The organism is Gelidibacter salicanalis, from assembly GCF_016469035.1.
In the GTDB taxonomy this organism is placed as follows: Bacteria; Bacteroidota; Bacteroidia; order Flavobacteriales; family Flavobacteriaceae; genus Gelidibacter; species Gelidibacter salicanalis_A.
In genome coordinates this window covers 1-20,047 of record NZ_JAEHJZ010000012.1, presented here as the reverse complement: position 1 = coordinate 20,047, position 20,047 = coordinate 1, and the positions used below count along the sequence as shown (strand labels likewise).

General features: G+C 36.5%; 18 protein-coding genes and 1 pseudogene. 12 read left to right on the top strand and 7 right to left on the bottom strand.

Annotated features, from left to right (window positions below; genetic code table 11):
• Position 1: 1 nt before the first annotated feature.
• From JEM65_RS07075 to moaA, 5 genes are all read left to right on the top strand, one after another.
• The gene (locus JEM65_RS07075; RefSeq protein WP_199598247.1) at positions 2-235 is read left to right on the top strand and encodes a MoaD/ThiS family protein; all 234 of its coding nucleotides are present in this window, start codon (positions 2-4) and stop codon (positions 233-235) included.
• Positions 236-252: 17 nt separating this feature from the next.
• A complete protein-coding gene (gene moeB, locus JEM65_RS22990; RefSeq protein ID WP_199598246.1) occupies positions 253-1,329 on the top strand; it encodes a HesA/MoeB/ThiF family protein in 1,077 nt (358 codons plus the stop codon).
• A 3-nt stretch (positions 1,330-1,332) separates the two neighbouring features.
• Positions 1,333-1,773, top strand: a complete 441-nt coding sequence (locus JEM65_RS07065; protein WP_199598245.1) for a molybdenum cofactor biosynthesis protein MoaE — start codon at positions 1,333-1,335, stop codon at positions 1,771-1,773.
• A gap of 207 nt (positions 1,774-1,980) precedes the next feature.
• The gene (gene moaCB / locus JEM65_RS07055) at positions 1,981-2,892 is read left to right on the top strand and encodes a bifunctional molybdenum cofactor biosynthesis protein MoaC/MoaB (RefSeq protein ID WP_199598244.1); all 912 of its coding nucleotides are present in this window, start codon (positions 1,981-1,983) and stop codon (positions 2,890-2,892) included.
• A gap of 1 nt (position 2,893) precedes the next feature.
• Positions 2,894-3,898, top strand: a complete 1,005-nt coding sequence (gene moaA / locus JEM65_RS07050) for a GTP 3',8-cyclase MoaA (protein ID WP_199598243.1) — start codon at positions 2,894-2,896, stop codon at positions 3,896-3,898.
• Between the two features lie 59 nt (positions 3,899-3,957).
• Here the strand turns inward: moaA and JEM65_RS07045 are convergent, their stop codons facing one another.
• Together JEM65_RS07045 and JEM65_RS07040 are read right to left on the bottom strand one after the other, a co-directional pair.
• Positions 3,958-5,250, bottom strand: coding sequence for an alginate export family protein (locus JEM65_RS07045; RefSeq protein WP_199598242.1), 1,293 nt, complete (start codon positions 5,248-5,250; stop codon positions 3,958-3,960).
• 142 nt (positions 5,251-5,392) lie between these two features.
• Positions 5,393-5,842: a DUF7738 domain-containing protein gene (locus JEM65_RS07040; protein ID WP_199598241.1), complete on the bottom strand. Its 450-nt coding sequence runs from the start codon at positions 5,840-5,842 to the stop codon at positions 5,393-5,395.
• Between the two features lie 412 nt (positions 5,843-6,254).
• Here JEM65_RS07040 and JEM65_RS07035 point away from each other — a divergent pair, with 412 nt between their 5' ends.
• Positions 6,255-6,956: a Crp/Fnr family transcriptional regulator gene (locus JEM65_RS07035; protein WP_199598240.1), complete on the top strand. Its 702-nt coding sequence runs from the start codon at positions 6,255-6,257 to the stop codon at positions 6,954-6,956.
• A 75-nt stretch (positions 6,957-7,031) separates the two neighbouring features.
• Here JEM65_RS07035 and JEM65_RS07030 read toward each other — a convergent pair whose 3' ends face one another.
• Positions 7,032-7,727 carry a TetR/AcrR family transcriptional regulator gene (locus JEM65_RS07030; protein WP_307810547.1) on the bottom strand — a complete coding sequence of 232 codons (696 nt, stop codon included), beginning with the start codon at positions 7,725-7,727 and terminating at the stop codon, positions 7,032-7,034.
• A 158-nt stretch (positions 7,728-7,885) separates the two neighbouring features.
• On the opposite strand from JEM65_RS07030, the gene JEM65_RS07025 reads away from it, so the two are divergent.
• Entirely contained in the window at positions 7,886-8,872 is a 987-nt protein-coding gene (locus JEM65_RS07025) for a hypothetical protein (RefSeq protein ID WP_199598239.1), read from the top strand.
• A gap of 500 nt (positions 8,873-9,372) precedes the next feature.
• On the opposite strand, the gene JEM65_RS07020 is transcribed toward JEM65_RS07025, so the two are convergent.
• The 3 genes from JEM65_RS07020 to JEM65_RS22835 form a co-directional block, all read right to left on the bottom strand.
• The gene (locus JEM65_RS07020; protein WP_233530557.1) at positions 9,373-10,785 is read right to left on the bottom strand and encodes a SusD/RagB family nutrient-binding outer membrane lipoprotein; all 1,413 of its coding nucleotides are present in this window, start codon (positions 10,783-10,785) and stop codon (positions 9,373-9,375) included.
• A gap of 134 nt (positions 10,786-10,919) precedes the next feature.
• Positions 10,920-14,012 (bottom strand): SusC/RagA family TonB-linked outer membrane protein, encoded by a 3,093-nt coding sequence (locus JEM65_RS07015; protein ID WP_199598238.1) that lies wholly within the window; start codon positions 14,010-14,012, stop codon positions 10,920-10,922.
• A 438-nt stretch (positions 14,013-14,450) separates the two neighbouring features.
• Positions 14,451-14,585 carry a hypothetical protein gene (locus JEM65_RS22835; protein ID WP_262895231.1) on the bottom strand — a complete coding sequence of 45 codons (135 nt, stop codon included), beginning with the start codon at positions 14,583-14,585 and terminating at the stop codon, positions 14,451-14,453.
• A 283-nt stretch (positions 14,586-14,868) separates the two neighbouring features.
• Between JEM65_RS22835 and JEM65_RS07010 the strand changes: the two genes are divergently transcribed.
• The 4 genes from JEM65_RS07010 (at position 14,869) to JEM65_RS06995 (ending at position 17,053) form a co-directional block, all read left to right on the top strand.
• Positions 14,869-15,381, top strand: a complete 513-nt coding sequence (locus JEM65_RS07010) for a DUF3124 domain-containing protein (RefSeq protein ID WP_199598237.1) — start codon at positions 14,869-14,871, stop codon at positions 15,379-15,381.
• A 354-nt stretch (positions 15,382-15,735) separates the two neighbouring features.
• A complete protein-coding gene (locus tag JEM65_RS07005) occupies positions 15,736-15,933 on the top strand; it encodes a hypothetical protein (RefSeq protein WP_199598236.1) in 198 nt (65 codons plus the stop codon).
• A gap of 129 nt (positions 15,934-16,062) precedes the next feature.
• Positions 16,063-16,455 (top strand): helix-turn-helix domain-containing protein, encoded by a 393-nt coding sequence (locus JEM65_RS07000; protein ID WP_199598235.1) that lies wholly within the window; start codon positions 16,063-16,065, stop codon positions 16,453-16,455.
• A 43-nt stretch (positions 16,456-16,498) separates the two neighbouring features.
• The gene (locus JEM65_RS06995) at positions 16,499-17,053 is read left to right on the top strand and encodes an IS630 family transposase (RefSeq protein WP_233530556.1); all 555 of its coding nucleotides are present in this window, start codon (positions 16,499-16,501) and stop codon (positions 17,051-17,053) included.
• A 12-nt stretch (positions 17,054-17,065) separates the two neighbouring features.
• Here JEM65_RS06995 and JEM65_RS06990 read toward each other — a convergent pair.
• Positions 17,066-17,809: pseudogene (locus tag JEM65_RS06990) on the bottom strand (IS1595 family transposase); the annotation flags it as partial.
• 383 nt (positions 17,810-18,192) lie between these two features.
• On the opposite strand from JEM65_RS06990, the gene JEM65_RS06985 reads away from it, so the two are divergent.
• On the top strand, positions 18,193-20,047 hold a 1,855-nt coding region (locus tag JEM65_RS06985), incomplete at its 3' end, for a DUF11 domain-containing protein (protein ID WP_233530555.1).

Sequence of the window (20,047 nt, the reverse complement as noted above, 5' to 3'; positions counted from 1 at the left end):
GATGCATATTGAAATCAAATATTTTGGAATGCTTGCTGAGGTGACAGGATGCTCATCAGAAATTTTAGAGCTTTCGGTTACTCCTGTTTCAGGTTTAAAGGAATTCTTATTTAAAAAACACCCAGGGCTTCAACAGAAAGATTTCAGAATAGCTCAAAACCAAGAGTTAGTTTCAGAAGAAACAATGCTTACAGGGCAAGAAATAGCAATTTTACCACCCTTTGCTGGAGGTTGATCATTAAATAAAATAGAGTGAGTAGATATAGTAGACATATTGTTTTAGATGAAATTGGGCAAGCGGGTCAAGACAAGATAAGTGCCGCAAAGGTTCTTGTAATAGGTGCTGGTGGACTTGGGTGTCCTGTACTGCAATACCTTGTGGCTGCTGGTATTGGGAAAATAGGTGTTGTAGATTATGATACGGTAGACGAGTCTAACTTACAACGTCAAGTTTTATATAACACCGCTTCTATTGGACAAAAAAAAGTCATTGCGGCTAAAGAAAGATTACAACAACTTAACCCTACCATTACTATCGAAACCTATCCAGAAAAATTGGTTTCAGAAAATGTTATAGAGATTTTTAAAGATTACGACATTATCGTAGATGGGACTGATAATTTTTCCACCCGCTACCTTATCAATGATGCGGCCATTATCCTAGATAAGCCATTGGTGTATGGGGCTATTTTTAAATTTGAAGGGCAAGTTACAGTATTTAATTATAAGGGAGGACCTAGTTATCGCTGCCTATTCCCCACTCCACCTCAAAAGGGTTCAGTGCCTAATTGTTCAGAAATTGGGGTTTTAGGTGTATTGCCAGGCATTATTGGCACTATGCAGGCAAATGAGGTTCTTAAAATTATATTGGGTATAGGGACGCCGCTTTCTGGAAAATTGTACTGCTTCAATACCTTGACGAATCAATCAATGACTATTGGAATTAACAGAGAGGAACCAACAATTGCAATGGTAAAGCAACGTGGTTTAAATTTTGAAAATATTGAAGAAACTACTTTCTGTTCTAATAATGCTTTTGAAATAGGGATCGAATCGATTATTTCCGAAGATGATATTCAATTCATAGATGTGAGAGGGCTATCAGAAATGCCACGGATAGAACGGGAAGATATTTTGGAGATCCCTTTGCCGCAATTGACTAAAAGATTAGAACTCATCTCAAGGAAAAAGAAAATTATCATTTTCTGTAAATCTGGAATACGCAGCGCACAGGCGGTTGCTATATTAAAAGAACAAAACATTACTAACTGCTGGAGTTTGAAAGATGGGGTTTCCGCTTTCACGAAAGCGTTATCAAAAACAACTTAAGCTATGAAAACAACCTATAAAAATGTATTCAAACAAGGGCCAATATCTTCTGAATTTATTGGAGCATCCATTGCAAAGCATCAATCAAAAACAGGAATTGGTGCACATAACATTTTTTTAGGCCAGGTGCGTGCCGATGAAATAGACGGAAAAGCAGTTGCTGCCATTGAGTACACTGCCTATGAAGAAATGGCAAATAAGAAGTTTCACGACATACGAGAAACTACCTTTGAAAAATTCAACTTGACCTGTATGCATATCTATCACAGTTTAGGAACAGTAAAAACAGGTGAAATTTGCCTGTTCGTATTTGTGTCTTCACCACGACGAAAAGATGTATTTAAGGCACTGGAATATGTTGTAGAAGCTATTAAAAAAGAAGCACCCGTTTTTGGAAAAGAGATATTTGAAGACCAATCACATCAATGGAAAGTAAATTCTTAAAATTGTGTAATCGTGTAAATGGTCAATTGCGTAATCGTTTCAATCATAAATAAATCAACAATAAAAAATGTCTTATATATTTTCCATTTGAAAAATTAACTGTTTGGATTGATTCTAAGGAATTAGTCAAAAGTATTTATTCAGTTACTCTTAAATTTCCTAACGATGAAAAATTTGGTTCAACAAGTCAACAAATCAACATAAAAAATGGTAGATATCACGCATAAAAGCAATACGTTAAGAACGGCAATAGCACAGGCCATTGTAAAAGTAAGTAGTCAAGAAACTATTGACGCCATTCAGAATAAAACAGTACCTAAAGGCGATGTTTTTGCGATGAGTAAGGCTGCTGGACTTTTAGGGGTTAAAAAAACACCTGATCTACTTCCAGATTGTCATCCGCTACCCATTGAGTATACAGGTATTGAATATAAGATTGATGGGTTGGAGATAAAAGTGTTGGTTACCGTAAAGACGATTTACAAAACGGGCGTTGAGGTAGAAGCGATGCACGGTGCAAGCGTTGTTGCACTTAATATGTATGATATGCTGAAACCAATAGATAAAGGAATAGAATTACATCATATCAAACTGCTAGAAAAAACAGGAGGTAAATCGAGTTTTAAAGATAAGTTTAGACGTGATTTAAGTGCGGTTGTTATTGTGTGTTCAGATTCTATTTCTGAAGGCAAAAAAGAAGATAAGGCAGGTAAAGCCATTATAGCAAAGTTGGAGGAGTGTGAGGTAACTATTAAAGATTACATCATCATTCCGGATGAAAAGGACATTATTCAAGAGAAAGCAAAGCATTATCAGGCAAACGGAGCAGATTTAATTATTTATACAGGAGGAACAGGCCTATCGCAGCGTGATGTTACGCCAGAAGCCTTAAAACCACTTTTAGACCGTACAATACCTGGGATAGAGGAAGCAATCCGCAAGTATGGGCAAGACCGTATGCCCTATGCAATGCTTTCTAGAAGTTTAGCTGGAACGATAAAGAACACCTTGGTTTTGGCATTACCAGGATCTACCAACGGCGCACGTGAGTCCATGGATGCTATTTTTCCTTCGCTTTTACACGTTTTTAGAATTTTAAAAGGCGCAAGACACGATTAATATGGAGAATCAAAGAAGCATACTTAAAGATACTTTTGGCAGAGAACATACCTATTTGCGCATCTCACTTACAGAGCGTTGCAATTTGCGTTGCACCTATTGTATGCCTGCAGATGGTATTCCGCTTTCACCAAAATCCCATATTATGACCTATGAGGAAATCTATACGATCGCAAAAGAATTCGCAGCTAATGGAGTTACCAAAATTCGGCTTACAGGTGGTGAGCCACTTGTGCGAAAGGACGCTGCCTTGATAATGGAAAAACTGGCTTCACTTCCCGTAGAACTGGCAATCACTACCAATGGAGTGATTGTGGATAGGTTTATAGAACAATTTAAGAAATGTGGGATTCATAAAATTAACGTGAGTTTGGACTCATTAGATACCGACAAGAATACCTTTATCACACGTAGAGATTATTTCAAAAAGGTGTACAACAATATCCAGTTATTGGTAAAGGAAGGTTTTGAAGTAAAGGTAAATTGTGTCTTGATGAAAGGCTTTAATGAAAACGAAATCATTGACTTTATAGAATTAACAAAAGAACAGCCATTACAAATTAGATTTATTGAATTTATGCCATTTGATGGTAATAAATGGAATATGGAAAAACTTGTTTCTCTTGAAGAAATACTTAAACAAGTCTATGCACATTACGATTTAAAAAGTTTTATAAGGCTCAATGATATGCCTAACGATACCGCTAAAAACTATCAGATTAAAGGATATAAAGGCACATTTGCAGTCATTAGTTCTGTAACGAATCCTTTTTGCGATAGTTGTAATAGAATACGGTTAACAGCGAATGGGCAACTTAAAAATTGTTTATTCTCAACAACAGAGTCAGATATACTCACACCACTTCGTGAAGGAAAATCCATAGTAGCTGTAATTGAAAAAGTAGTGCTTGCAAAGAAAAAAACACGTAATGGAATGGATACCCTTGAAAAATTCAAAGATCCAAATTCACATAATAACCGCAGTATGATTGCTATAGGAGGATAAGAAAAGGTGCAATCGTTTAGATAGCACCTTCATCTTATCAATATAGTCCCTCTTTATTCTTAATTTACTAATTTGCTTAGGTCAGTTTTAAGGAGATTGGGATTAATAATTAGCCGTACCCAACCCCAGTTATTTGTATTATCGTTAGGTCTTCCCCCTTTTACCAAACTCATACTTTCCGAAGCAAACATATGAGAATATCCTACGTTCAGTTTTACAAAAGGCATGAGTGTTTGTGTATACACTAGGTCTATTTCTGTGCCTAAATACTTATCGGCATCACCGGTCAAGTCAGCATTTGCAACAAAGTAATGCCCTTTTATAAGTAGGTTTGATTTCTCACCAGTGGTAAGTACGGCCTTCGCATAGACATCATTAAGGCCAACGTTATTGGCGTGATTGCCCGCATAGAAATAGTCCATAAATCCATTAAACTTATGGTTTGTTCCATATAATGGGAAGAAAGATTTGTTTTTTGAATCCCCATCTTGGTCCGTACCACTTAGCAATTCAAGACCCAGTCCGTATAATATCTTATCTGTTTTATAGGTTCCTTCTAAAGATGCTTGGTATGCAGCCAGATCTGTAGTAGCATTTGCCTTGCCAAATTGATAGTAAGCACTACCAGCTATGTTTACATTCTGTATTGGGAGTTTAAAGTAAGTGCCTGCAGTTTGCCGATACGATACACCATTTGCAACATCATTAGCATCTCCCGTAAAATCCTGGAAGCCCGTGTTTAAAAAAAGAAAACTTGCAGAACTCTTTTCCCAAGTTTTCTTTAAATAGGCATACTGCATTGATTTATAGGTAAAAAAGCCCTGGATATTAAATGTATTGCCTTCATTTCTTGGTTGTTCTTGACTAAAGGCACCTCCTATATCAACCATAAAACTATCTTTTTTATATTTTAATATCGCCGCATCGTGAAAACGCCCTTGCATGGCCCAGTCCAAACCACCAAAAATGCGCTCATCATCATAAGAAATAACTTGTCTCCCTAATTTTGTGGACCAGTTTTCATTAAGGTGCAATTGTGCCCAAGCTTGGAATAATGAAAAAGAATCATTACCATCAACAGCAAGTATCTGGCGTGTATCTCCCCAAGTACTTACATCTTGAACGGCAATAAAAAGTTGAAGCTTTTCAGCTTTGTACCCAATATTTAGCCGTGTACGTTGGTTTACAAAAGCAGCTGGTTCTGCATTATCAGGGAAGAGGTTGTTATATCCATGACGGTATTCAAAACGGGCTCTTACATCTGCATCTATATCAAGAGTTTGCGCTGTGAGATTAATTGCCGTAAAAATAAATAGAAAAAACAGTAAACTTGAAATTTTTTGGTTAACCATAATAAATGATATTTAAATATCCAAGCACAAAGATTACACATCTAATTAGCAACAAAGATGACTTTAGTCACCTATATAAAAATAATATTATGACCTATCCCCATTAGGATTTGGGAGCTGTAGCAATAAGACATGTTATAGTTTAAACTCCAGGATTCCAACCAAGGGCTATTGCCACTTGTTTATTTTCTTTGATTATAGACCGTATCATATAGGGTCTGTCAATACCTACTTTTTCTATGGTGTTCTCAATATATTCACCGTCGATTTGGACAGTACCCGTGAAGTTTTTTTTGGGCTGGTGTCCTAGACCGTATCTATTATCTTCTACTAATAATAACATCAACATCTTTTCTGGGTCTGGGCTAGAGCAATAAATGCCTAGATCATCCCATAGATACACTTTGTTTTTTGTTTGTTTAATAGATTCAATACGTGTGGCATCACCAAATATGGTTTTTAGGACATTATAGTTTGTAGGAAAACTAATAGATGAATTATTGATACGTATTTCTTTAAGATCACACTTTATAATAATAGTGCTTGTCTTTTTCTTTCTTTTGTTTGGATCTCTAAAGTCGAATATTCCCATAAGATGCAAGATATTTATTTTTTTGAGGATAGCAGATAATTTGAATTTTTTATCCAAGATTCTGTGAAAAATAGTATTGCTTTCATCCACGCGTAATGAAAATCAACATATTAATTTAAAAAGAACACCCATCACAATTGATTAAGAATTATAATGAATGTTTTCAATAGTAAGAGACATTTAAGCTAGCTCTTACCCTAGCCTTAAAGCCGAAGGAAAGAGACTATTATTTTCTAGATAAATGTGTAAGTATAAATATTTTTCGAATTCATAAAGCATAGAAAAAGTCACTTTATAGAAAAGAGTTTGACTCCAAGCTGAAATTACAATACAGCATATAAAATCGTTTATAGCGAGAATCTTTTGTAATGGATTTTAGTTCAGTTACCTTTATAAGGTTAAATAGACAGGAATGGAAAATCATCACGACGGTAGGTGCGAAAATTGTATTGTAAGGCAGCTTAATTCTCTCAAAGTACTGACCAGAGAGGAATTGAAAAAAATATCAGACAGTAAGGTTACAAAAAAGATAAAGAAGGGCGATGCGCTCTTTCAAGAGGGAGAACGCTTAAATGGCGTTTTTTGTGTGAGAAATGGCGTTTCAAGATTATCTAAAATGAGTGAAAATGGGAAAAATCAAATTGTAAAAATAGCTGGAAGAGGAGAAGTGTTAGGACAACGCTCTGTAATTACAGGAGAGAAGACTAATTTAAGTGCAGTAGCACTCAATGATATGGAAGTGTGTTACATTCTAAAAAACGAATTAGTAGATAATATTAGCCACAACATTGAATTTACTAAAGCCGTTCTTTTGCATATTGCAAATGATTTAAAGTTTGCGAATGATGTTATTGTAAATATTGCACAGAAGACTGTAAAACAGCGTATTGCAGAAACATTATGCTACCTTGATAAAAATTTTGGTACCGATAATGATGGTTACATTGCAATGACTCTTACACGTGAAGACATAGCAAACGTGGTGGGTACGGCCAAAGAAGCCTGTATACGCACTTTGGCAACCTTTAAAAAAGAAGGTTGGATAAGTACTGATGGTAAACGCATTAAGATAGAAGACCATAAAGCACTTTGTAGGCTCATTGAAGATATGTAAAATAAGTTATTCTGCTTTATTTCAAAATTATCCTAATTCATAAAGAGCTTTAACAATATGAAGAGCTTTTCCATTTTAATTGTCATATATTTTTTCTAATATTAAGCTTATTGCATTTTTAATTCTTTTCATTCCTTCAGGTTGATTGATGTCAATCTCACAAAATAGCGTATCAGTAGATTTGGCATGCAATACCATATAATAGATTCCAGCGACCAATAACGCTGATACAGCCCTTACATCAATATTTTTGCCCTCCAACTCTCGATCAACTAACTCAAAAACTTTAGAGCCAAGGCGCTCTCTATCATTACATACTTCATACATGACCTTGGTTTTTTTACTGATTTCCCATAAAATTATTTTTTGCATTTCAGGGTTATTGTAAAAATACTCAAGTTGATTTTGCAAAAGATAATCAATGACTTTTCTGGTGTCCCGACCTTTATTTTCTACAATTATCTTATCAGCATTTCCAGAAGCAGCACTCCAATAGTCCTTATTCCTGACGTAGGTTTCCACTAAATCATCAACAGAATCAAAATAAATCGTAATGAGGCGACGGCTTAGACCAGCTACTTTTGCGATATTGGTTGCTGTTAATCCCGTATATCCTTCAGATTTCAGCACTATACCAACTGCGTTAATAAGTTTCTGTTTTGATCTCTCCTTATCATTAATTTCTCCTTGGTACCTTTTTTTTGCCATTAATCTCATATCTATTATATCAAACTTATACATTTTTATGTAAATAGATTGTTTCTGATTCACTTATAGAGGATTGAACTCAGAGCAAAGACACATCACAATATTCCCACTATTGAGAAAATTGTAATATATTTGTGTTAAATTTTGTGCAGTCGTACAACAAATTTGATGCAACCTTTTTAAGCAGAATACATCTAAAAATAAAACAAACTCTGAAACAGATGAAAAAAATTAGACACTTAAAAGAAATAACATGTCAACCCTCCGCTTGCTTTTTGCTTATAATAGCATTGCTCTTAACAGGTTGTCAAAGTGATAATATTGATCCCTTAGAAAACAACCAACCTTTAGCAAGTGCATATTCAATTTTCATCAATGAAGGGAAATTATTGATTTCGGGCTTTGCAGCTCGGGACGGTCAGTTAAATACTCAATATTGGGTTGATTCAGAAGTTGTGAATCAAACAGATTTTGAGAATTTAGTGAATAACAGAACGCTTTATCGAGAAGCGGTTGATGATAAATATAGAACTGTTTATGCTTATAAAGATGAACAGGGTGAACTTCAAAAACACCAATTTGATCAAGGAAGTCTATCTGAGGACGGAAGAGTTTTCTTTTATAAAAATGACGTAATAAAGAAGTTGGATACCGTTTCCTTGGGGACAATTTCAGCTTTAACATTTTTTGACGATAAACCCTATTATATTGGATATTTTGGGACTATTGAACCTACAGAAGCTGGAAATTCTTTATCTCGAGAAACCCCTTTTATCTGGAAAGAAGACTCCACTTTCAACGAATTACCACTGCCTCCACAAGTCAACTCCTTTCAAGGCACGACTAATTTGTACGTTCATAATCAAAATGAATTCTATGTTGGGGGGCTGGTATCCTTCCCAATGTATTGGAAGAATTTCGAACCTGTAGTCCTAGATAAGAGGTATGGAGAGGTTTGGCAGATAACAAAATCTGGAACAGATGTTTATGCTGTAGGTTTAATCAATAAGAGTAATTCAAATAGCACAGGACATACTGCCTGCTACTGGAAGAATCAGGAGCTTGTTGAGCTGGAAGATGATGCTCAGGCTTATGGTATATTCGTTGAGGGCGGAGATGTATATGTTTCGGGTGCTGTTGGCCATAAACCTGTCAACTATAGACCCTGCTATTGGAAGAATGGAGTTCGGGTAGATCTAACTTTTTAGATAAAAAATCAATTAAACGAAAAAATAGATAATCAGTTATTACCAAGAAATATCCAGAGGATTCAGGTGACACACTTTGAAATCTGATTTTATTTATCTATTTTTAAACAAGTAAAAAGTTAATGCCATTTACGCCTATTTACCGGATAAATAGCAAAGCGGTGCAATGCGTTAAATAAGCAAGATACGTGGCTGACTATGAGCGAATTAAAATTCAATAAAGCATTCTACCACCCGACCAATAAAAGCCTAATGAACCTGTAAGATTTGTTAGGCTTTTTACGTCTATGATAGGGTCATCGGCATCCATGAATTGTAAGCTAAGCTGGTTACGTTTTTAGTTAAAAACATGGACATTCCCGAAATTGAGCATACTTTATCCCGGGATGTGCCAAAGAAAATGATAAAGAGGCACCCAATGAATATTAGACTCTTTTTCAAATTTTCCATAATTAACATCTCCCGAAAATTTCGGGAGATTTAGTGAAAAATTTCTGCTTCTATTCATCCCAGAAAATTCTGTCCAGTAAAGAAACATCAGGAACATTTTGTCCATTTCTACTTCTTTCTGAATCTGGATAGGCAAATCTTCTTATAAACTGACCATTAAGATCGGGATTAAGATTTTCGGGAAGATCAAAACCTTCATATTTATAATCATATCTTCTTGCATCTACCCAAGCTTCAGGATTTAAAAACATTGCTATATATTTTTCCTCAAAAATATCGTCCATGGTAAAAGCTGCTTCGCCCATCCCAACTTCCGGACTATTGAGATAGGTCTGAATCTCTCCTTCAGGCACTCCAACTTTTCTCATATGAGCCATAATCCCATCAATGTAAGCCTGATAAGATCGTGATTTGTTTATATTGAAGGCTGCTTCAGCCTCTATGAATTTTTGCTCAAAATAAGTGGCGATCAATACGGGTCCTGTTTCCGTTGTATAAAACTGGTCAGGTATCAATGTAGATCTTGCTCCTGCTTCTGGCGCACTTCCACGACCAGCTCCATTTACGACGCCAACATACTGCCCATCATCTGTTGCTCCTACCAATAAAAACAACCTCGGATCTGCAGTCCCAAAAGTACCATTGGTTGCCTCTATAAATTGCTGAGATATCCAACCACCAAGAAAAAGATTCTCATTACGAATGGCGACATTTGCCCATGGGTTTCTTTCCTCATCAAAATATTCCACTTGTGCATCATCAGCATTACCATCAAAACCCATATCAATGGCTGTTAAAACAGCCGCGGGATCATAAGATCCGGTTCCACTTAAATGGTTGAGATATCTCGCTTTAAGCATATATGCAAATTTCACCCAACGCTCTGCATCCCCTCCATAAATAAAATCATCATCGTCCACAGGTAAAACCGTCTCTTGAGAAAGATTTACAATTCCCTGGTCTAGTAGGGACAACACTTCTGTATAAAGTCCATTATCCTCATCATATGCTGGTGTAATTGTTTCAAAATTAAATGATTGACTGAATGGAACATTTCCAAAGGAATCTACAGTCATAGCAAGATTGAGCGCCAAAAGGATTTGGCCTGCGCCCTGATAATGATTTGCCCCGGTCTCTTCTGCCTTTAAGATCATATCATTAAGATCTGTCATTACGCCATAAAGATTTTCCCACAAGTTATCAAAACTGGACTCCTCCATAGTATCTGATGAGCTAGCTGGGTTAGGAGATGCCAAGTATTGTACATAATTGGAAGTTATATCCCCTAACCTAAACACATTTTGTGCGGTTTCAAAAGTCGAATTGGTCATTAATCCGGCCAGAGGAGCCTGGGTGGGATTATTTGGATTATCGTTGATGTCTAAATAATCATCACAGGAAGACGCAAGAAGCATAACTCCTATAATTAATGAACATTTATAAATGAAATTTATATTTTTCATATGTAGATATTTATTGTTATTTGATGGTCACCCGATAGCTATCGGGAGTAATTTACATATACCTCTCGGTCGGTAGACAGGTTTATTGGTGTTTGTAGCGTATGCCCGTTTGATTTTTTCATAATGATTTTTTTTTAGAAACCAACCGTAAAAGTAAAAAATACACTTTGAACACCAGGGTAGCCTAAGCCTGAAAAGCCCGTAGCATTTCCACCGGCACCAGCACTAAAGGATTCCGGGTCAAAGCCATCCCATGGAGTGTACAGGATGATATTGTTTGCAGCAACAGATAGTCTTGCTGATTTCACAAACTCTACGACACCTAAAATATTATCCTGAAAGTTGTATCCCAAAGTTATGTTTCGCAACTTTATGAATGCAGCATCCTGGATAAAATTTTCAGTGAGCCTTCGGTATGTATTCCTGTAAAAACCTGCGCCATAGTTCTGGCCATCAGGCCCTGTTCCCTGTCCCAGCCAAACTTCCTTAGTATTTGGAGTTCCATCTGCCAATACCCCTTCAAATACCCGGGTTTCATTTCTATCCAACGTTCTCTCTGAAATACCAAAAGCTGCAAAAAACATATCATATTGATTGTATTGATCAACTCCTGCCCTAAAATCTATTAAAAAAGAAAAATCAAAAGCCTTATATCTAAAATTGTTACTCATACCACCTATCCATTTTGGGGTAGAATTTCCTAAAATCAATAAATCTGTATTTCTTACTGGAAAACCATCTGCGCCAATCACTATTGGAAGATCTTCATTTAAATGTGTCCCGTCTTCAGATGCTCCGAACCGTTGGTAACTTGTACCGTACAAATTACCATAAGCCTCCCCCTCAGTAAGTATCATATAAGCCCTACTTCCTGAATAACCAAATTGATTTCCCAATTCAATTTGCTCAATACCTTCCCTTATGGAAACTATTTCATTTTTATTATAGGAAGCGTTGAAAGTTAAATCCCATCGGAAATCTTCATTCTTAATAGGAGTTGCCCGTAAAATCATTTCCACCCCACTATTTTCTATTTCTCCGGCATTTGTGATGAACGTAGTGAAACCAGTAGTATTGGAAACCGGCACGGGGATAATTTGATCCTTACTGTTAGATTTGTACCACGTTACATCCAGTCCCAATCTGTTTTCAAAGAACCTTAAATCTGTTCCCAATTCAATCGCAGTGGTCCGCTCGGGTTTTAAATTCAGATCTCCAAATTGACCGAACCTTGTAAATCCTACTTGTCCTCCTAAAGGATAGATATCTGGCGAAGTATAGGTTTGACCTATTAAATAGGGATCGGTGTCTTTCCCTACTTCAGCATAGGAAGCCCGTATTTTTCCAAAAGTGAAAAAATCTGGGGATTTAAAAGCTTCGGTAAATACAAATCCCAAATTAACTGAGGGATAGAAAAATGAATTATTTCCTATTGGCAAGGTAGAGGTCCAGTCATTTCTGGCCGTGACATTTAAAAACAACATATCAGCATAGTCTACGGTAAGATCCCCGTAAACACCCACCAATCTTTTTTTCCGCTTATCCTGAGAATTCGAAATTTGACTTGCATAGCTTAAATCATAAAACTGAGGAATCACAAAATCTGTACCTGTGGCATCTACTCTTTCAGAGTCTCTCTCAAAAACATCATTACCCAAACGAAGTGTGGTATTTAATTTTTCATTCCAATCCTTATTTATTGTAACAAACAGGTTGGAATTTAAATCCCTACTATTAATCCGGGTTTCAGTAATAAAGCCCGTAGAAGATAAAGGCTGTTCCCCTTCAATCCCCAATGGGCCGGGAGTAATAGATGTACGCGAATCACTGTAGTAATCTGTACCTATAAGGTAGTTCAAATTCATCCAGTCTGACACATTGTAGGTAAATCTTAGATTTCCTGTAATCCTGTTTACTTCATCCTTAAAAGTGCTAAAACGTGCATCGTAAATAGGGTTGGTATTACCTCCCCTGCTTTTCATGGTTCCGTCTTCATTTATATAGTCATTAATATCGGCGTTTGGAGTATTATAAACCAGTCTCTCCATAAACCTGTCATGCGGAACCCTGTTTCCTCCAGATACAACATAGGATATATTTGCGGCAACAATAAATCTTTCGTTTAACCTTAATTCTCCGTTGAGCCTTGCCGATGTTCTTCCCCAGTTACTAAAGGGAATAATTCCTTCCTGATCAAGGTTACTGATGGACGTATAAAAATTGGCGTTTTTATTACCTCCTGAAATATTGAAGGAATTGTCATACTGTGTTCCGGTCCTCATAGCATCTCTCCAGATATCATAGAATTGCGCATTTGGATCAATTTGCCTTATGTCATCCATGGAAGGCCCCCAGTTTGGCCAAAAGGAATCTGGATCATAAACGCCACCAAAACCCTGGCCGTATACTTCCTGAAATTTTGGATATTGATTCACTTTTTCAAATCCCACACTGCTACTCACATTTACTCGCACAACACCTTCTTTACCTTTTTTTGTGGTAATTATAACAGCACCGTTTGCAGCCCGGACTCCGTAAAGTGCAGTAGCCGCGGCCCCTTTAAGGATGTTCATGGATTCAATATCGTTTGGGTTAAGATCTGCCGCCCTATTTGAGAGGCCACGAGGAGTACCTCCAGATTCAATAGTAGAATTATCTATGGGTACCCCATCAATAACAAATAACGGTTGATTGTCTGCATTGGGATCTAAGGAATTGACACCTCTAATTATTATCCTTGCACTTTGCCCGGGTGCACCACCTGAATTGGTGACTTGAACCCCTGCTGCCTGCCCCTGCAATGCACTTACAACATTTTGCTGTTTTGTCCTGGAAATGTCTTCAGCATTTATTTCCTGAACAGCATAACCTAAAGCTTTTGTTTCCCTTTCGATTCCAAAAGATGTTACTACTACTTCATCCAGATCCTCAAGGTCTTCTATCAGAGTTACATTAATCACCAATTGGTCTGTTACCTTCACCTCCCGATTTCCAAATCCAATAAAAGAAAATACCAACGTGGCACCTTGAGGAACAGAGAGCGTATAATTTCCATCCATGTCTGTCACTGTACCTTGGTTTGTACCTTTAACAATAACATTTACCCCGGGTAGGGTCATATCATCTTCGGCACTGGTCACTTGCCCGGTTATATTCCTTTGCTGCGCAAATATTGCCGAAACCTGAAACAAGACTAAAATCACTAGAAGAATAATTTTGTTTTTCATACATTAATGTGTTAAAAATTTATGAAATCTCATTAAATGTAATTAAAATTATGGCGCACTCCAAAGGTCTATATCATAAATAATTATGAAAAAAGATTATTTATTCACAATTATTTAACTAATACAACGATGAAGTTTCCTGTTATTAATGGAATTATATGCCATTTGACACCCAACACTTCCACCTTGAATTTGGGAAAATTTGGAATTCAAAACCAATATTTAATCATGGATTTACATTTCTTGTAATCTATGGACATCTTAAGAAAAGAAAAGAAAATATTGCAGATAATTGGCAACACAAGCGCAACACTTCCATAGAATTGAAAATCAGAATCTCCTCTTTTTTGTGAACAAAACACTCTTCACTTCTCAATCCGACGCTAACTAACTCCGGAATATATAAGCTCTGAAAATGCCGAAGTTATTATCTATTCCTTACCATAATGAATCTTCTTTGGGATCGACTTTAGGCACGCCATTAGTATTCGCCACCGTTTTATTCTTGACAAACCCTACTTGTCCAAAGAATAGCAAAAGATATGTTAAGAATCCTGCAGTTTTAAATTTCATAGCCACCTAATTAAGTTGTTGAATTAGCAATACCACCTCAAGTTTTAGACTTTATTAACTGAAAAATATGTTAATATTAATTAAATATAGGAATTATTTTAGAATACAACATACTAGTTATTAGAAATATAACTTATCAAAACACGTGCGTTTCACTATTTGATTTCCGCTGATTTGTGTTCACACATTTATAAACCACGTTTCTATTTTTAAAATTCTGTTTAAATCTTTATTATATTTGTTAGAAAGGTGTATATATCATCGCTTTTAAAATCTCAGCCCTATGAAATATTCCTTTGTTTTAATTTATTTGTTAGCCCTAACAAGTGTGAGCTGTGACCAAAAAACTCCTTATGAGAAAAAAGAAACGATTTCCACAGAACATCATCTAAACGATACGCTTATAAATGAGGTTGACATAAAGACAAAAAAGGTCTATGTGCCTGTCTATTCTGATATCTACCAACGCACACGCAACGAAAGAACTTTACTGACCTCCACTTTGAGCATTCACAACACCAGCGAAACCGATACCCTTTTCATTAGTCGGCTCGATTATTACAATACCGAAGGAAAGTTGGTCCGAAAATATATAAACTCTTCCATTTTTCTAAACACCTTTGAAACTATTGAATACGTGGTCGATCAAGACGACAATACTGGTGGTTCTGGCGCCAATTTTATTATCGAATGGTATGGCAACGAAAAACTTAACCCGATTTTTCAAGCGGTTATGGTTGGCGGATTGGGTAATAAATCATTTTCTTTTACCACAGATGGTGTTGAAATCGATTAATTTGAATAAAAACCTTCACTCACTTCTCTATCACCTTGTTAAATCTCATTGACGCAGCTCTTAAATTTCTATTTCTTAAGCCCATTTTTGATATAACGGTTCAATCTACCATTAAAGAACATCGTTCTCCGTAATAAGCCTTGGCTCTACCCCCAACTCAAAGGAATTTTATAAATTTAGCATCTTTATGATCATCACATTTCTTAAGATATGAAATACAGGTTTTCTTTAGCAATCACATTTCCAATTCTAAACAATCAATTATGAAAAAGGCACTCCTAATTATGAGCTTAATAGTAAGTGATAGCACAGTGCATGCGCAACAAACAATGACCCCCCGAATTATTATGGAACGTGCAACGCGTTAGTGTTAAGGGACTCGACAAAGAAGGTTCGACCATCTTTTTAGAAATAAAGACACCTAATATTAAAGAAAATAACTTAGACTCCAAATATTATAAAATGCCGGCTACAGGAGGTGCAATGGTCGAAATTATAAAAGAAGACCTTGCTGCACGTGATAAAAACGTTTCGCCAGATGGACTTTATTAACTATTTCATGATGAAGTAGCTATTGAGAGCATAAAAGGAAGTGACGTTTATAAAAACTTAAGTAACATGAAAAATATAATGTCGTACTTTGTAGGTTTTGTGCAGTAAAACAGCTATTTTTATCTCGTAATGAGATATATAAAACTAAAACCAAATGAGATTGAAGCGCTCGAAAAGCTTCACAGAAACAGTCCTGACAATACCGTTCGAAAACGTAGTCATTGTATGCTTCTGTCCTATCGAAAACGTACGATTACTGATTTATCCGGCATTTTTGATGTTGACAGAAGAACCATCGAGCGATGGTTTAGCGGCTGGGAAAAATGTGGTATTGAATCTCTTTCGATTCAGCCCGGCAGGGGAGTCAAAACAAAATTGAAGGGACTTGAAACAGTGGTTTCCGAGCAATTGGACGGGCACAGCCGTAACTTGAAAAATGTGTTGGCCCATCTAGAAGAGGAACACAATATTATCATCTGCAAAAAGACTTTGCAGAATTTTTTAAAAGATACTGGGCTATAGCTGGAAAAGAGCCCGGCTATCTCTAAAAAGCAAGCGCAACCAAATGGACTTTGAATTTAAACGGCAACAAATAGAAAGTCTCAAAGAATTGGAAAACAATGGATATATAGATCTTTATTATGGTGATGAAAGCCATTTTGGACTTACGCCAAATGTTCCATACGCCTGGCAAACAAAGTCAAATCCGGTATTGTTACCTGCTGCCAAAGGAAAATTTTTAAACGTTGTGGGATTGATGGGCCGTAAAAACCATTTGTTTTTCGAAGTGGATGAAACAACATTCAATTCAGATAAGATTATCAGTTTTATGGACAGATTCAATAAACAAATAGTAAAAAGGACAGTGGTAATACTCGATGATTCACCAATACATAAGTCTAAAAAATTTATGGCAAAAATTAAAGAATGGGAAGAAAACGATCTGTTGATCTACTTTCTTCCTCCATATTCGCCAGAGCTAAATCTTATTGAAATACTTTGGCGAAGAATGAAATATCGATGTTTGCCTTTTGAAGCAAATTTTGGATTTAAAAACCTCAAAGAACACGTATCGGAAGTATTGAATAACTTTGGCAGGAAATACGACATTATATTTTAGCCACTACTTAGCTATATGTACCCATTTTAAAGTTTCTTTAGTGGTTTGCTCGTTTGATTTTTCACTGATGTGTATCTCCACATAATCAGCGATATTGATATAGGAAGTACTTTTATCAGTAAATACAATGTTTTGGTCTTCGTCAATGGCGTTTTCAAAGGTTTGGTCTGTTCCCTCAGCCTTATGGTCATCCAACACTTTAGCTTTAAAATAGCGACATTGTCTGTCTACTTTTCCTGTTTCTATATCCTCAAGTACGGTGCTTTCTGCCATAACATTTTATTTTGTCTTACTGCCCCGACCTGCTTTTTGTGCCTTATGTACTAGCCCTGAAGCTTCTATGGCAAAGTAACCTTCGTCCATTTCTATCATGCCCTCTAGAGTATATCTGTCATCTCGCTCTCCCATGGCCTTGCGTAATTTGTGAACCATTGCCCATACAGGCTCATAACGTTTTAAGCCTAATTGCCGTTGTATTTCTTTGGACGAAAAACCTTTCTTGGTCGTGCTTAAAAGAAACATTGTCTTATACCAAATCAAAAATGACAGCTTGGAACTTTCCATAATAGTGCCACTTCGCAAAGACTGTCTGGACCTGCAGGATTTGCACTCATAACTGCGTTTGCTTTGCAACCAATAGTGGTCTGTGCCTTGACAACGATTGCAAATAACACCAATCTTATCACGCTCAGACTTAAAATGTAACCGACAAGTATCTTCATCTGTAAAATGAACTCCAAAAGAAAATATATTCACAAGTAAATATTCGAAATAGTTTTTATTTTAGGGATGTTTACGGATATACAATTTAAATTAATAAATAATATAAAATATTTGTTAAAAAATAAAATTACTTGTATCTTGAACTCGCTATTAATCAAACACATACAATATTCATTTTTATTAATTTATCTTTCTATAACAATTAAGTACTTCTAAATCTACTTAATTAATCAGAAAAACCACGAGTGTTGAACAAACTATTTTAATTCAATATTTATTAGATATTTTATTCCAATTGTTTATCGGTTAAGGCAAAATTTTAGTGAGAGCCTCTTCTCTACACTTCCTTATTTACTATTTCTTTTATAGGATTATGTTTTGGTGTAATGTTAATTAATTATATAGCCATATAACCAATGAAACACTTCAACTCACCAACATTCGGTATCCGGACCCTTTTACTTAAAAAATCTATTTTATTCTTTACTTTTTTCTTAGCCTCGTTAAGTTTGTTAGCCCAAACGGTGACTACCGACAAATTAGATTATTTGCCAGGAGAGACAGCCTATGCGACCGGATCAGGTTGGTTGGCAGGTGAAAATATTGTTATTAATATACATGAAGAACCCGTATATCACCCAGATGTAGTGACTAATATTACTGCAGATGCCAATGGTAGTTTCACGGATTTTGCCGTATACGACTTTGAGCAGCATGATTATGGTTCAAGTTTTACATTGACCGCTACAGGACAAACCTCAGGTAATGTTGCTTATGCATATTTTACAGATGGAGCTCAGTCACTTTGGGCTTGGCGTAAACGAGGACCTACAGCTAACACATGGAATGATGGTACTACAATACAACAAGCTAACTCAATTTATGCTGAAGACGAGTCAATTCCCTTCCGTTGGACGATCAAAACTGGAAATCCAGCGCCCCAATTAAAGGAAGGTGTATTTTATATTGTTCGTATCGAATGGGATTTTGCCGGCGGTACAACAAGTCCAACAACATTTTTTATCGACTATCTAACTACCTGGAATGATACAGAAACTGCTGCTACTGGACCTTTCTCTGATTTTTTTACAGGCGGAAATATCACTACTACGCCGATTCCTAATGACCCTCAACTATTACCCGCAGTTCAAGCACAGGCCGTAGGTGGTTTATTTCATTTATACAATATCGATGCAAGCACCTTAACGTTTGTATCAGGAACAGCATCTGATCGTTATGTTGAGACACCGGTCAACGCGAACCAAACTCGAAAATACATTGAAGTCCGATTCACCCCCAATGATGGAGATGCGACAGCGGGTGAATTTGTTAATGTCGCTATTGCATGGGGTGGCCATCTTGGTGCCGAGTCGGACTACGGTTTGAATAAAGGTGCCAATAACTTTCCAGGAAGTTCGCCACAGATGCTGGTCGATTTAACGCCAACAGCTTCAGGTGATCAATCAAATCTTAACATTAGTCCAAGTGCTGTTGTTCAGCAAGGTAAAATTACAATTGTAAAGGATGCTGTTCCAAATTCTGCTCAAGACTTCTCTTTTACAAGTAATCTATTAGGAAACTTTGTACTTGATGATGATACAGACCCAACTTTATCTAATCAAAAATTATTTTTCGGTCTCGCTGAAGGCACCTATACTTTTACTGAAAACTCCACCTCCGGATGGATGGTAACAGGTGTTACAGGAACTGAAAATGGTGCAGAAGATACAACGCCAGCTGATATTTTCTCGGGAGATATAGCTGCAAGTAAGGCAACAGTTACCATTGCAAATGGCGAAGCATGGAATATTAAATTTGTTAATGAGGTTTCCTTAATACCTAGCTTAACAGTTGATAAGGTTGTAGACCTAGAAAACATATCAGCACCAGGCACATTGACCTATGCTATTACGGTAGATAATACCGGAGATGTGAACATTACAAATGTACTATTGAGTGATGATCTGGCAGGCGTAGCGACTTTAGATAGTGGTGATACAGTAGATCCAGGTGTGTTGAATGTAGGCGAAACTTGGATATACTCTGCGACGTATGATGCAACTCAGGCAGATATCAATGCAGGTACTCCCTTAGTGAATACAGCAAGTGTTGAAACTACTCAGGTTCCAGGTCCAACAACGGATTCTGCAACTACAACCATTGCCCAAAATCCATTGATGACCGTGGTCAAAAGTTCGACCACTACCGAAGTAACCGTAGCCGGTCAGGTAATCACGTATTCTTACTTAGTAACCAATACAGGAAATGTTA

Excerpts from the sequence above, each read along its gene's own strand:
- JEM65_RS22835 (WP_262895231.1), bottom strand. The coding sequence starts at position 14,585 with ATGAAATTTAAAACTGCAGGATTCTTAACATATCTTTTGCTATTCTTT.
- JEM65_RS07020 (WP_233530557.1), bottom strand. The coding sequence starts at position 10,785 with ATGAAAAATATAAATTTCATTTATAAATGTTCATTAATTATAGGAGTT.
- JEM65_RS07025 (WP_199598239.1), top strand. The coding sequence starts at position 7,886 with ATGAAAAAAATTAGACACTTAAAAGAAATAACATGTCAACCCTCCGCT.
- JEM65_RS07035 (WP_199598240.1), top strand. The coding sequence starts at position 6,255 with ATGGAAAATCATCACGACGGTAGGTGCGAAAATTGTATTGTAAGGCAG.
- JEM65_RS07075 (WP_199598247.1), top strand. The coding sequence starts at position 2 with ATGCATATTGAAATCAAATATTTTGGAATGCTTGCTGAGGTGACAGGA.
- JEM65_RS07015 (WP_199598238.1), bottom strand. The coding sequence starts at position 14,012 with ATGAAAAACAAAATTATTCTTCTAGTGATTTTAGTCTTGTTTCAGGTT.
- moaA (WP_199598243.1), top strand. The coding sequence starts at position 2,894 with ATGGAGAATCAAAGAAGCATACTTAAAGATACTTTTGGCAGAGAACAT.
- moaCB (WP_199598244.1), top strand. The coding sequence starts at position 1,981 with ATGGTAGATATCACGCATAAAAGCAATACGTTAAGAACGGCAATAGCA.
- JEM65_RS07040 (WP_199598241.1), bottom strand. The coding sequence starts at position 5,842 with ATGGGAATATTCGACTTTAGAGATCCAAACAAAAGAAAGAAAAAGACA.
- JEM65_RS07000 (WP_199598235.1), top strand. The coding sequence starts at position 16,063 with ATGAGATATATAAAACTAAAACCAAATGAGATTGAAGCGCTCGAAAAG.
- JEM65_RS07045 (WP_199598242.1), bottom strand. The coding sequence starts at position 5,250 with ATGGTTAACCAAAAAATTTCAAGTTTACTGTTTTTTCTATTTATTTTT.
- JEM65_RS07065 (WP_199598245.1), top strand. The coding sequence starts at position 1,333 with ATGAAAACAACCTATAAAAATGTATTCAAACAAGGGCCAATATCTTCT.
- JEM65_RS07010 (WP_199598237.1), top strand. The coding sequence starts at position 14,869 with ATGAAATATTCCTTTGTTTTAATTTATTTGTTAGCCCTAACAAGTGTG.
- JEM65_RS06995 (WP_233530556.1), top strand. The coding sequence starts at position 16,499 with ATGGACTTTGAATTTAAACGGCAACAAATAGAAAGTCTCAAAGAATTG.